10 protein-coding genes and 1 pseudogene are annotated in these 13,401 nt (G+C 68.1%); 7 read left to right on the top strand and 4 right to left on the bottom strand.

The genetic code is table 11. The annotated features are described in order from the left end of the window. Window positions 1-40: 40 nt before the first annotated feature. Window positions 41-865, bottom strand: coding sequence for a tyrosine-protein phosphatase (locus tag ACTH43_RS17555; RefSeq protein ID WP_441446185.1), 825 nt, complete (start codon window positions 863-865; stop codon window positions 41-43). A 62-nt stretch (window positions 866-927) separates the two neighbouring features. Next, entirely contained in the window at window positions 928-3,006 is a 2,079-nt protein-coding gene (locus ACTH43_RS17550) for an alpha/beta fold hydrolase (protein WP_441446184.1), read from the bottom strand. A gap of 255 nt (window positions 3,007-3,261) precedes the next feature. On the opposite strand from ACTH43_RS17550, the gene ACTH43_RS17545 reads away from it, so the two are divergent. The 3 genes and pseudogenes from ACTH43_RS17545 to ACTH43_RS17535 all read left to right on the top strand — a co-directional run. Further along, window positions 3,262-4,419 carry an LLM class flavin-dependent oxidoreductase gene (locus ACTH43_RS17545; RefSeq protein WP_441446183.1) on the top strand — a complete coding sequence of 386 codons (1,158 nt, stop codon included), beginning with the start codon at window positions 3,262-3,264 and terminating at the stop codon, window positions 4,417-4,419. A gap of 48 nt (window positions 4,420-4,467) precedes the next feature. Further along, entirely contained in the window at window positions 4,468-5,163 is a 696-nt protein-coding gene (locus tag ACTH43_RS17540) for a CE1759 family FMN reductase (protein WP_441446182.1), read from the top strand. A 21-nt stretch (window positions 5,164-5,184) separates the two neighbouring features. Beyond that, window positions 5,185-6,084, top strand: a pseudogene (locus tag ACTH43_RS17535) (AEC family transporter); the annotation flags it as partial. 27 nt (window positions 6,085-6,111) lie between these two features. Here the strand turns inward: ACTH43_RS17535 and ACTH43_RS17530 are convergent. Both ACTH43_RS17530 and ACTH43_RS17525 read right to left on the bottom strand, forming a co-directional pair. After that, window positions 6,112-6,687, bottom strand: coding sequence for a hypothetical protein (locus ACTH43_RS17530; protein ID WP_441446181.1), 576 nt, complete (start codon window positions 6,685-6,687; stop codon window positions 6,112-6,114). Between the two features lie 168 nt (window positions 6,688-6,855). Further along, entirely contained in the window at window positions 6,856-6,978 is a 123-nt protein-coding gene (locus ACTH43_RS17525; protein ID WP_441446180.1) for a hypothetical protein, read from the bottom strand. 321 nt (window positions 6,979-7,299) lie between these two features. Here ACTH43_RS17525 and ACTH43_RS17520 point away from each other — a divergent pair, with 321 nt between their 5' ends. From ACTH43_RS17520 to ACTH43_RS17505, 4 genes are all read left to right on the top strand, one after another. Further along, window positions 7,300-9,204 (top strand): alpha/beta hydrolase, encoded by a 1,905-nt coding sequence (locus tag ACTH43_RS17520; RefSeq protein WP_441446179.1) that lies wholly within the window; start codon window positions 7,300-7,302, stop codon window positions 9,202-9,204. A 116-nt stretch (window positions 9,205-9,320) separates the two neighbouring features. Then, window positions 9,321-10,190, top strand: coding sequence for a MurR/RpiR family transcriptional regulator (locus ACTH43_RS17515; protein WP_441446178.1), 870 nt, complete (start codon window positions 9,321-9,323; stop codon window positions 10,188-10,190). Further along, window positions 10,187-12,460, top strand: a complete 2,274-nt coding sequence (locus ACTH43_RS17510; RefSeq protein ID WP_441446177.1) for an FAD-dependent oxidoreductase — start codon at window positions 10,187-10,189, stop codon at window positions 12,458-12,460. Before ACTH43_RS17515 ends, ACTH43_RS17510 begins: the two co-directional genes overlap by 4 nt. Window positions 12,461-12,613: 153 nt before the next feature. Next, on the top strand, window positions 12,614-13,375 hold the full coding sequence (locus ACTH43_RS17505; protein ID WP_441446176.1) for an ABC transporter substrate-binding protein: 762 nt from the start codon (window positions 12,614-12,616) through the stop codon (window positions 13,373-13,375). The last annotated feature ends 26 nt before the right edge of the window (window positions 13,376-13,401 follow it).

Here is a 13,401-nt window from a genome sequence, read left to right as displayed (position 1 = left end):
AGGGCTCAGGGCTCAGGGCTCAGGGCTCAGGTTTCAGGACTCAGGTGTCGTCGCGCAGTCGCGAGCGCAGCAGGGCGAGCTCCTCCTCGCTCAGACCGCCCGAGCGGAGATATGCCGCCGCGCCGCCGCGGGCGTCCACCTCGGCGAGCGCAGCCTCGATCGCAGAGGCCGGGGTGGAGACCATGAGCTGCTCGATCTCCGGCAGCGGCGGGATACCGGCCCGGCGCATGCCCTCGAGCATGCGGTCCGCCCAGGGTCCGGTGAGCTCGGACTGGCTGCGGGTGTAGTCGGCGATGATGGCCTCGCGCTCGACCCCGGCGGCCGCGAGCAGGAGCGCGATCGCGATGCCGGTGCGATCCTTGCCCGCGGTGCAGTGCAGGAGCACGGCCCCGTGCGGCGAGCCCGAGGCCCCGGGGGCCGCGACCGTGCGAGCACAGTCTGCGAACACCGCTGCTCCGTGCGCGAGCATCGAGGTGTAGAGCGCGGCGAGGGTGGGGATCTGCGCGCGGAGCTCCTCGCGCAGCTCCGCGCTGGGCTCCGGGCTGGACCCGGCCTGCTCTGACAGCTGCGCCATCGCGGCCACAGACCCTTCCGCCATCTGCGCGATCGCACCCTCGAGGAGGGGGCGCTCCAGGACGCGGATCTCCCCCGAGGACGGCAGCCGGTTCGGCGCCGCCGCCCGCTCCTGCGGCGTGCGGAGGTCGACCACGCACCCGACGCGTTCGAGCAGGGCGACGCCCTCATCGGTGAGCGTGGCCAGGGCATCGGAGCGCAGCAACACGCCGGCGCGCACGGTGCCACCGCCGACGAGCGGCAGCCCGCCCACGTCCCGCGCGTTGAACGCCCCGGGGAACATGCTGGTCATCGCGTCGCCTCACCTCCCCTTCTCGGCAGATCTCCTGCCGCTCGTTCCTCGCAGCACGTCGATCAGCCAAGCGTCGCGGGGCGCTGCCAGGCCTCGCCGCGCACGTGCTCATCGAGGAAGCCGAGGAAGGTCTCGTACCAGACCTGCGCGTTGCCGCGGCCCTGGATCCAGTGGCCCTCGTCGGGGAAGTACAGGTAGCGGTGCTGGGTGCGGCCCTCGGCGTCCCGTGGTGTGGCCGAGAACTCGTGCAGGTCGTACCAGAGGGCGTGGCCCTGAGCGATCGGGACCCGGTAGTCCTTGTCCCCATGGATCACGAGCATCGGTGCGACGATCTCGCCCACGAAATTCTTGGGGTTGTACAGGGCGTTCTGCTCCCGCATCGGGCGCTCCCAGCCGGAGTTGTCGGTGGTGTGGCCCATCGTGTCGGTGTCCCACAGGGAGGCGTGGGTGACGATGCAGCGGAAGCGGTCGCCGGTGTGCCCGGCCACCCAGTTGGCCATGTAGCCGCCGTAGGAGCCGCCGGCGAAGGCGGTGCGCTCGGAGTCGATGTCATCCCGCGCCACGGTGACGTCGGTCAGCGCCATGATGTCGGTGTAGGGGGCGCCGCCCAACTCGTGCTGGCCGCGGTCGATCATCGCCTGGCCGTAGCCGGTGGAGATCGCCGGGTCCGGCAGCAGCACCGCATATCCGGCCGCGACGAACGGGTTCGGGTTCCAGCGGTAGGTCCAGGCGTTCCAGGACCCCCACGGGCCGCCGTGGGCGAAGACGACCAGCGGGTGCGGGCCCTCCCCGTCGGGCAGGCGCAGCCAGGCGCGCAGGTCGGTGCCGTCCTCGGCGGTGGCGCTGACCTCGGTGAGGGTGCCGACGGGGTCGACGGCGTCGGCCGGGTTCGGCAGCGCGTGGACCTCCCCGGTGGCCGGGTCGATGCGCACCGGGTACGGGGCGACGGCGATCCCGGAGGCGGAGGCGATGATCGCGCCTCCTGCCACGGAGGCCGCGGAGAAGGCGAGGTCCTGCTCCGGCCCGCCCGCGAGTCGGCGTGGGGCGGGATCTGCGACCCCGCCGATCCAGACGGAGCCGCGGCCCTGGTCGTCACTGGTCGCGATCAGCGTCGTCTCGTCCAGCCAGATCGGATCCACCCAGTGGTCCAGCTCCGGCCACACTTCGGTGGAGGTGCCGGTGGCCAGATCCAGGAGCTCGACAGCGCCCGAGAGGGTCGCCTGCTGCGTCCAGGTGCGCGAGCGGCCGATGAGGGCGTGGGTGCCGGCCGGGCTGAACTCGCCGGGGTCGTACTCGACCTCCGCGGTCGCCTCGCGCAGGAGCCGCGGCGGCTGCGCGCCGATCAGGTCCAGCAGGTAGAGATCGGGCGTGCCGAGCAGGTCTCCGCGGGAGTCCTGCATCGCTGCGAGCGCCCGGGTGCCCTCGCGGTCCACCGTCCAGCCGAGCAGACGCCCGGCGGGCATCGTGACGTGGCGGAAGTGCAGCAGCTGCGTGGCCGGGGCGTCCTCCGCGGCGCCGGCGCCATCAGATGCAGCAGCTTCGTCAGCCCCGGACGCAGGCGTGGTCCCCGGTGCTGGCGTGGCCTCGGCCCAGGCGAGGTCCTCGGGCAGCGCGGCGATCGCGAGCACGGGGCGGGTGGGGCCGAGGTCGTGGTCCCAGTAGCGGGTGGGGAAGCCGGAGTGGAGCGCGGCGGTGACCTTGGCGTCCTTCCGCTTCGTGCTGAGGGCGGCGTGCTCGGTCTCGTCGGCCGCTTGTGAATGCACTTCGAGCTCGGCGATCAGGTGACCGCCAGCGGCTTTCAGGCCGCCGAAGCCGCCGGCGCGGGAGGCGAGCTCGCGGGCCTCGCCCCGCACGGGCAGCGCCCACAGCTGGGCATCGTCGGCCTCGTCACCGTCCTCGCCCACCCGCTTGGCGGTGAAGAAGGTGGTGCCGTCCTCGGCGGCGGCGATCGCCCCGATGGAGGCGCTGCCGCGGGTCAGCGGGAGGATGCGATCACCGTCGAGCTCCACGAGGGAGCTGCGATATCCGGTGCCCTTGGCGTCCGGGGCGGACATCTTGGCGAGGATCCTGCCTCCGTCGGTGGTCTCCAGGCCCGCGAGCCGGCGGGCGTCCAACAGGGCGTCGATGGTCTCTCGTGTCATGAGACGCCATCCTGCCACCGTTTGCACGCCAGGGCACGAGGAACCGCGGGCCCCGCCCTACTACCTCACCCCTCTACCCCATCCCTCTGCCCCACTCCTCTGTGCGCCTGGGGCCGGAGAGGCGACCACGGTCACCCGGTCTTGCACCCCCGAACAATCTAGTTTAATCTTGAACCATCGCCCGGGGAAGTCGTAGCAAGATGACACAAGCACACCACTCCCCGGCACCGAGACCTACCGCGAGGAGCGCCCACCATGCAGTTCGGAATCTTCACCATCGCCGACATCACCCCGGACCCCACCACGGGCAAGGTCCCCACCGAGCATGAGCGCCTGATGTCGATGGTCGAGCAGGGCAAGCTCGCCGAGCAGGTGGGCCTGGACGTCTTCGCGATCGGCGAGCACCACAACCCTCCGTTCGTGACCTCCTCCCCCACCACCACGCTGGCCTACGTCGGCGCGCAGACCGAGAAGATCATCCTCTCCACCGCGACCACACTGATCACCACCAACGACCCGGTGAAGATTGCCGAGGACTACGCGATGCTGCAGCACCTCACCGGCGGTCGCGTGGACCTCGTGATGGGGCGCGGCAACACCGGCCCGGTCTACCCCTGGTTCGGGCAGGACATCCGTAAGGGCGTCGAGATCGCGATCGAGAACTACGACCTGCTGCGTCGGCTGTGGACCGAGGATGTCGTGGACTGGGAGGGCCAGTTCCGCACCCCGCTGCAGCAGTTCACCTCCACTCCGCGCCCGCTGGACGGCGTCGCGCCCTTCGTGTGGCACGGCTCGATCCGCTCCCCGCAGATCGCCGAGCAGGCCGCCTACTACGGCGACGGATTCCTGCACAACAACATCTTCTGGCCGATGTCCCACACCAAGCAGATGGTGCAGCTGTACCGCGAGCGCTACGAGCACTACGGCCACGGCAAGGCCCACCAGGCCTATGTGGGCCTCGGCGGCCAGGCCTTCATGCGCAAGAACTCCCAGGACGCGATCAACGAGTTCCGCCCCTACTTCGACAACGCCCCGGTCTACGGCGGCGGCCCGTCGATGGAGGACTTCACCGCGCAGACCCCACTCACCGTCGGCTCCCCCGAGCAGGTCATCGAGCGCTACCTGACCATGGCGGACAACGTCGGCGACTACCAGCGCCAGATGTTCCTCATGGATCACGCCGGCCTGCCGCACAAGACCGTGATGGAGCAGATCGAGCTGCTGGGCACCGAGGTCGTGCCGGTGCTGCGCCGCGAGCTCGAAGCCCGCAAGCCCGCGGATGTCCCCGAGGCACCCACCCACGCCGCTCGCGTGGCCGCCGCCGCCGCGAAGGATGGCGCCTTCGACGACTCCTACAGGTTCGAGACCGGCGACAACTGGACGGGCCTGCGCGCCGAAGACGCCCGCAGCTGACCCCGCCCGGCCCACTCATCCCGCCCTGCTCCCAGAGAGGATCACCCCATGACCCGCACCTTCCGCCTCGTCGCCCTCACGGCCGGGCTCTCCACCCCGAGCTCCACCCGGATGCTCACCGACCAGCTCTCCCGCGAGGCGGCAGCGGCGCTGGGCCGCGATGGCAGCCGGGTCGAGGTGACCACCGTGGAGCTGCGCGAGCACGCCCACGACATCACCGACGCCCTGCTCACCCGCTTCCCGAACGAGCGACTGTCGATGGTGATCGAGCAGGTGCGTGCCGCGGATGCGGTCATCGCCGTCACGCCGGTGTTCAACGTCGGCCCCTCGGGCCTGTTCAAGACCTTCTTCGACGCCGTCGACATGGAGCTGTGGAAGGACAAGCCGGTGCTGCTCGGTGCGACCGCCGGCACCGCCCGCCACTCCCTCGCGATCGACTACGCGATCCGCCCGATGTTCAGCTACCTGAAGGCAGAGGTGGTGCCGACGGCGGTGTTCGCGGCCTCCGCGGACTTCGGTGCGGACACCGAGGGACAGGCCGACGGGCAGCCGCTGGCCGTGCGGGTGCGTCGGGCCGCCGGCGATCTCGCGATCATGCTGCGCGCCGGTGTCGGTGGAACCGCTCCGCAGGGTGAGGCAGACAGCGCATCGGCGACGGATGGTGCCGACGAGAGCACCGGGCTCGCGCTGGATGCCGAATTCTCCGACTTCGTGCCGATGGGCAAGCTGCTCGGCCGCGGCTGAGAGCGGCCGGCGCTCGGTTTCGGTGTCACCCGGATCGGGATCCTCCGCCGCGAGGACATGCGCGTCCTCTCGACCTACGTCGTGAAGGTGGCGCTGCCGGCGCTGGTCTTCGTGAACGTGGTGGGCCGCTCCCTCGGAGACATCTTCAACCCGACGTACCTGCTCACCTACGCGATCGCCGCGATGGCGATGGTGGGCCTGGCCCGGGCCTGGAACAGCGCCCGCCGGGTACGACCGGTGCGGGCCGCCACGCTCTCCATCGCGGTCAGCGCCACCAACAACGGCTTCGTCGGGTTCCCGATCTTCCTGCTCCTGATCCCCGAGGTGGCGGGGCTGGCGATCGGGATGGACATGATGGTCGACAACATCCTGATCATCCCGCTGGCGATCGCACTGTTCGAATCCTCGACGGGCCAGGAGAAGAGCTGGGGCCGACGCCTCAGCGGCACCCTCCGCGGCGTGGTCACCCACCCGATGGCGCTCGCGATCGCCGCCGCGCTCGCCTTCACCGCACTCGGGATCGGGGTCCCGGCGCTCGTGGACCCGGCGCTAGAGCTGGTGGCCGGCTCCTCCTCCGCCGTCGCGCTGTTCTCGATCGGCGGCATGCTGGTAGGGATGAACCTGCACGGCCAGCGGGCGGATCTCGCGGCGGCTGTGAACGGCAAGCTCCTGATCATGCCGGCGATCGCCGTGGCCCTGGTGCTCGTGCTCCCGCTGCTGGGGCTGCCGGCACTGACCCCCGAACAGCGGGTCGCAGCGATCCTCACCACCGCACTGCCGTCGATGGCGATGGCGGCCGCACTCGGGGAGCAGTACGGCGAGGGCGAGTTCGGCGCCTCGACCATGATGCTCTCCACGGTCCTGTCCTTCGTCACGCTCTCCCTCTGGCTGCTGGCGCTGAGCGCCGTCGGCTGGCTGTGACGGTCTGACGGGCGGGGTGCCGCGGTCTCAGTCGTCGTCGTCCGCGGACTGGGGTGAGTCCGGGGAGTCGGCGCTCTGCGCGGAGACCGGCGAGGGAGCCGACTGCACCGTCTTTTTCGGAGCGGGCGCCTTCTTCGTGGTCTCCTTCGAGGTCTGCTTCGGGGTCTGTTTCGTGGTCGACGGCTTCGGCGCCTCGGGAGCCCGCTGCGTCGTGGTCTTCTGGGCCGGGGCCGGCGACTGCGCCGAAGGGGCGGAGAGCGCAGAGACCGCGGTGACCGCAGGCATCGCCGAGATCGGGGACAGCGGAGATCCGGCGGAGCTCAGCGTCTCCACCGCTGGAACCTGCTGCGGGGAGGGCACCTGAGCAGCGGACCCGTCCGAGCCGGCCAGCTCGTCCGGTGCGCGCTCGATGGCCAGGTCCGCAGCGTCGGCGACGGACTGCTCGGAGGGATCCCCGACCGACGCGTCGGAGCCCGCATTGCCGATCCCGGGCCCCTCCGTGGGCATCGAGGCGCCACCGGCGACCAGGGCATAGGCGACACCCGGCACCAACACGGCGGCGCTGGTGCCCGCCACCACGGTCCAGATCGTCTTCTTCCTCATGCGTGCGCTCCTCGCTCAGCCTGCCCGCTGCCGGGCCCTCATCGTGCTCCGCAGTACAGCGGCCGTCGATGAGACCGCGGACAGACCTTCATGAGAGACCTCTCATGGTCGGGCGGAGGCTGCCTCGAGGGTCGGACCGCTGATGTCTCGGCGCCCTTGCCAGGGGCGTCACAGCGGCTCCCACCCCAGCAGCTGGGCGGTGTCGTCCCCGGTGAAGCTGATCTTTTCGTAGTCCCCGCCGATGATCGCCGTGGCGTCTCCGCCCTGCCGATCTGCGCGTGCTCCGTACACCCGCACGCTCCGCGGAAGCACTTGCCGTCACGGCAATCCACCGTTGACGGTCCCGGATGGCCACTCTAGGATCACGGGACAGAACGCGGTTTCTATGGATCTTTTGCCCCATATCCCGGGCAACCCGTTCAGATCCCCTCAGCCCGGCAACGATGCCGACGAAGAGCTTGCTCCGGTGCCCCTTCACCCCGCGGCGGGCCGCGCCGCCGATCGGCCGCACCTTAGCTGGGCAGCCGAGAACTACGAGGTGTTGCCGCCGACCCCGCTGCTCTCACGGGCAACATTCCCATCTACCCACACCACCGCATGCAGGAGACATCGATGCACCTGAAGGACTATCTGGACGATCTCGCCACCCGCTACACGGTTCGCCCGCTGCCTGCCGTCACCGATGTGGCCGGACTCGAGACGTGGCAGGCTCAGCGCCGCCAGGACCTGTTCGAGCAGTGGGGGCTCTCCAGATGGGCCGAACTACTGGGAACGACTCCGGAGCATCGGGTCACCGGAACGGTGGAAGCCGCCGATCACCGAATTGAACGTCTGTGGATCCGCACCCTGCCAGACCTGGTCATCACTGCAAACCTGTACGTCCCGACGGGACTGAAGGCTCCAGCGCCCGCGATCCTCTACCTGTGTGGGCATTCGCCGCGGCAGAAGTTTCATTACCAGGAACACGCGCGACGCTTCGCCCAGCTCGGCTTCGTCACCCTGATCGTCGACACCGTGCAGCATGGCGAGATCCCCGGCACGCATCATGGCTCCCACCTGGAGGGGGCATTCCACTGGATGAGTCGTGGCTACTCCCCGGCAGCAGCTGAAGCGTGGAACGCGATGCGTGCGATTGACCTGCTGGCGGCCCGTGACGATGTCGATGCCGCACGCATCGGTGCCACCGGCCATTCGGGAGGGGGCGCCGTCAGCTGGTGGGTCGCCGCCGCGGATCCTCGGGTCCGTGCGATTGCCCCGTCCTCCGGGACCGGTGGCGAAGCCTCGCATCTGCACGACCACACACTGGACGGACACTGCGACTGCTACTTCCCCAGCTGGATCGACGGCACGGCGAGCATCGAGACGTACGCGATGGTCGCGCCCCGTCCAGTGCTGGTAGTCGCCCCTCGTCACGACGAGATCTTCCACCCCTGCTCCCCGGCGGCAATCGTCGACCGCCTCGGCGAGCTGTACCGGGTCGCTGGCCGTGAACAGGATTTGCAGCTGTGCTCCGTCGAGGCCGGCCACCGGTACACCTCTGCATCCCGGCGTGCAATCTCGGCCTGGATGCTGACGCATGTGGCCGGGATCCCGACCGCACCCGAGGAGATCAGTGACGTCGACGGCGTCGTACACCCGGACGAGGAGCTCCGGGTACTCCCCACGACAGCACCCCTACCCTCTCAACGCAATGCCACGTTGCCCGCCTGGTTCCGAGATCGGCCGCCATCACCCACTGATCCGGAGAGGGTCCGCGAACAGCTGCGCGCTCTGGTGCTGCGACTGTCCCCGATAGACCCCAAGGACGCACCGGTCCGCATCAGTCGTCGCTACCTGCGTGGGGACCGACTCACCGAAGATCTCCGCATCGACAGCGAGCCAGCCGTCCCCCTTGCTGCCATCCTCAGCCGAGCCTTGCCCGGTGAGCGGCCAGGTGACGAAGATTCCACAGTCGTTCCTCGCCCGGATGCCGCGACCTCCGGGAGAGCAGAGGTCGACGATCTGCCGCTGCCCGCCCCCGCCACCGGCGGCGTGCTCACGATCGACTTGCGCTCTCCCGAGGACGGCGGACACCGCTGGTGGACCGAGTTCTCCGCCCGATGGCCGGTTGCCGGTGCCCACGCGATCGTTGACGTGCGTGGCACGGGGGACACCGGGTTCCATCCGGGGCAGGCCTGGCATTTGCGCAGGGCTTCAGCAATGCTCGGGCGCACGCTGCCCATGATGCGTATTCACGACACGTTGTGCGCGGTGCATGCCCTGCAGCACGTGAGCCAGCCTGATTCGATCGTTCTACGAGCCGACGGAGATCTCGCTGTAGTCGCCCTGTTCGCAGCTGCGATGGAGCCGCGGATCGCAAGGCTGCAGGTGGAACAGCTGCCACCGACGCTGGATTCCGGTACCGATCCGAACGGCCGCGAGGGCATCGTCGAGGTGCTGCACGCCCTGCGCATCGCTGACATCCCAGAGCTGCTCACCCTCGTAGACGTCACCCATCTCGACATCGACGGTAAATAATCTCCAGATTTGCTTGTCAGCTCACACTCCGTGTGAAATATTCACACTCACGTGGTAGCGCATCGCCGCGCTCCACCCACGTCGAACACTCTCTCCCTCTCCACGAAGGAATCTTCATGTCCGGTGCCCCGCGCGATGCCGCCGTGCTGCAGCAGATCCGCAACACGGTGCCGGAGCTGAACCCTGCGATGGCCCGGGTGGCCCGCGTCATCCTTGCAGATCCGCAGCAGGCGGCCTCTGCAACCATCACCGCGCTCGCCACCGCGGCAGAGACCTCCGCCACCGCGGTCACTCGCTTCGCGGCCCGCCTCGGCTACGCCGGCTACCCCGCCCTGCGGTCGGCGATCGCCATGGACACCGGCCGCGGCGTCCAGTCCGGGTGGGAACGAGATATCGGCCTCGCGATCTCCCCGACAGACCCAGCAGCTGAAGTCCTGGACATCTTGGCGGGCACCCAGGCTCGCGCCCTACGCGACGCCGTGCGCTTGATCGACGTATCGGCGGTCCAGAGTGCGGCCTCCGCGATTGCTGGCGCCCAGCGAGTGCACATCCATGCCGACTGGGCCGACGCTGTTCCCGCCGAAGAGATGTATCTGCGCCTGCTGAGGATCGGGATACCGATCTGGTCCCTGGGCAGCGACCTCGCATCCTTGAGCGCGATGACACCGCTGCTGAGCCCCGGAGACGTGGCGATCGCTCTGAACCGTTCCGGCTCCAGCCAAGCCTTGCTCGACGCAGTGGGTCGCGCCGGCGAGCAGGGCGCCACCACCATCGCGATACACGGCGATCCGCGGTCACCGCTCGCGGAGGCCTCGACGATCCCGCTGTTCACCGGCATCCAGGACGGCACCGTCTGGACCCAGTACTACGCCGGCCGCGCCAGCGACTCGCTGCTCGGGAGCCTGCTGTGGGTCCTGGTCGCCCAGCAGACCCCCTCCCGCAACGACCCCATCGATGTCCTTCGCGGAGAGGAGCGGGCTCCATGATCACCGAAGCGCACCACGCAGATATCGTCGTGATCGGTGGTGGTCTGGCCGGGATCTGCGCTGCGATCGGTGCCGCCCGCCGCGGGACGACAGTGGCACTGGTCCAGAACCGGCCGGTGCTGGGCGGAAACTCCTCCAGCGAGGTTCGGGTCTGGGTGTGCGGCGCGACCTCCCACGGCGTCCACCATTACGCCCGAGAGACCGGGATCATGGGTGAACTGTTCGTCGAGAACCAGTATCGCAATGCGGAGGGAAACCCCTACTACTGGGATCTGCTCCTGTTGGAAAAGGTACTGGCCGAGGAGAACATCGAGCTGTTCCTGAACACCGATGTGAACCACGTCGAGGCCACCGGGCCGGACCACGAGCGCACCATCCGCTCTGTGACCGGCTGGATGACGGGCTCCGAGCGAACGATCACCTTCCACGCCCCCACCTTCATCGACTGCTCGGGGGACGGGATTGTCGGGCTGCTGGCCGGCGCAGAGTTCATGACCGGCCGCGAATCCCGATCACAGTGGGAGGAGTCCTGGGCACCGGAGGTGCCGGACTCCAACACTCTCGGCTCGACCATCCTGTTCTACTCCAAAGACATCGGTGAGCCCTCGAAGTTCGTCGCCCCACCCTTCGCCGTCGACATCACGAAGACAGCCATCCCCGAGCGCCGGGTCATCCGCCAGAGTATGAAAGGTTGCGATTTCTGGTGGATCGAATGGGGCGGCGAACTCGATGTGGTCCACGATAACGAGCGCATCCGGGACGAGCTGCAGAACATCTGCTACGGCATCTGGGACCACATCAAGAACTCCGGTCAGTTCGATGCCGAGAACCTCACCCTGGAATGGGTCGGTGCCGTTCCGGGCAAACGCGAGCACCGTCGCTTCCTCGGCGACCATGTGCTCATCCAGCAGGAGGTGCTGGGCCAGACCGAGTTCGAGGATCGGGTGGCCTTCGGCGGCTGGTCGATCGATCTCCACCCAGCCGGCGGGGTCTATGCCACGGAGAAGGGCTCACGACACTGGCACCCAGACGGCAATTACCACATACCTTTGCGCACTCTGTACTCGAAGAATGTCACCAACATGTGGATGGCCGGCCGCACCATCTCCGCCAGCCACGTCGCCTTCGGGAGCACCCGGGTCATGGCCACCTGTGCCGTGATCGGCGAGGCAGCCGGGATCGCCGCCTCGGTGGCCGGCGATCTGGGCGTCGCACCCCGCCAGGTCGCCACAGAGCACCTGAGCTCCGTGCATCACGCGCTGGTACGCGCCGATGCCTCAGTGCTCGGCCTGGAGAACTCCGACCCCACCGACCTCGCACGCACGGCCAGCGTCTCCGCCTCGTCAACCCGTACCACCATCGCGTCGACGACCCCGGGACGGCACCACGAGCTGCAGCATGACCTGGGGATCGTGCTGCCCGCCAACCCGACATTGGCCGGCATCGAGCTGCTGCTGGACGCCGATGCCGATACCTATCTGACCGTCGACCTCCACGACACCAGCAAGCCGCAGAACTACCTCCCCGATGAACGGATCGACTCCTGGGTCGTCGCGGTCCCGCGAGGTCGCTCCTGGGTGAAGGTTCCCGCCGCCTGGATTCCCGATTACGCCCGCAACGCCTTCCTCGTGCTGCGAGCGAACCCGGCTCTGTCCATCCACGAGTCTGCGGCGGCAGCACCTGCTGGCACGCTGACCCTGCGCTACCGTGAGCTGCCAGCTGAGGAGCAGTACACGGAGCAGTGGCGACCCTGGAAAGAGATCTACGTGGGGCACGGCATCTGCTTCCGGCTGCTTTCGGCAACTGCCGCATTCCATCCGATTCATACCGTCAGGGGCTTTGCCCGCCCCTTCGGCGGACCGAACATGTGGATCTCCCAGCCCGTGGCTGAGGACCCTCAACCGTGGCTGCAGCTGGAGTGGACCGCTCAGCAGCAGATCGAAGAGATCGTCCTGATCCTCGATGACGATGTGGAGCAGGATCTGATCAACCTCCACCACCATCGCACCTCCTGGGAGGTCTCCCCCTCCCTGATCTCAAGACTTCAGGTCGACACCTGGACTGATGGCTCCTGGCGAACCATCGCCGAGCTCACCGAGAATCGGTTGCGGCGTGTCTGCATCACGCTCCCCGAGACCGTCACAACCGATCGCCTCCGCATCCGTGCGCTGGAGGTCGGGGATATTCGCGAGGCCCGAATCATCGCTGCGCGTGCCTACGCACCCCGACAACTTCGGACCACCACATTCGAATCTTCTGCGACTTCCTGAATGAGTTCAAATCATTTGATAGTTTCCCTCCAGGAATAGCGAAAGTGCCTCGATAGAGGACTGTTCCCGAACTACGTTCTCGGCACTACGACCGCAACGCAGCGATCGCACCGACCCATCGCCCACGCCCCACCTCTTTGTCAAGGAGCTGCAATGAAGCACGCTACTGGAAATCGCTTGCACACCCGTGACCTCTCACGCCGCGGCGTGATGGGCGGCGCCGCCGCCCTCGGTGCTGGAGCCACGCTCGCAGCTTGCGGAGGCACCACCGACAGCGGAGGCGACGCGGAAGTCCCCACAGGAGAGAGCACCGGCACATTACGGGTCGGCCACTTCGGATGGGTCGGGAATATGCTCGAAGAGTGGCTGCCTGATCTCGTCTCCCAATTCGAGGAGGCCAATGAGGGCGTCACTGTGGAGATCATCCCCGTCGCCAGTTCCGAAACCACTCGTGATGCGCTGGTCCAGAAGCTCTCGCTGGAGGCCCGTCAAGGCGAGTCGAGCTACGACCTGCTGCTGGGTCCTACCCCTTGGCTGGAGACCGGCTCACTGGCTCGGGCGGGAGCAATCCATCCGCTGGACGACCTGATGTCCGCCGAGTTCGTCGACAACCTCGCCGATGCAGCTCGCAACGAGGCCACCGCAAGCGACGGCAAGATCTACACCATCCCTTTCTGGGCCGACATCGTCGGCTACATCGAGCGCCCCTCCATGCAGGAGGAGTACGGCATCACGGCTCCGGAGACCTGGGACGATCTGGTGGAGGCCACGCAATCCGTCGAGTTGCCCTCGGATATGTACCACTACGGTGCGGACTGGACCGAGTTCCATCGCGTCTATCTCCCGATCCTGGCTGCATTCAGCGATCGGGACTCGATCTTCGCCGCTAACCTCGATGTTTCATCGGGTTGGTGAGCGGGGGCGTTCGGCGTCGTTGCCGG

The sequence above is a fragment of the Brachybacterium sp. genome, from assembly GCF_052095815.1.
In the GTDB taxonomy this organism is placed as follows: Bacteria; Actinomycetota; Actinomycetes; order Actinomycetales; family Dermabacteraceae; genus Brachybacterium.
Note: the sequence above shows the minus strand (reverse complement) of the source record. Positions and strands in the feature narration are given on the sequence as shown.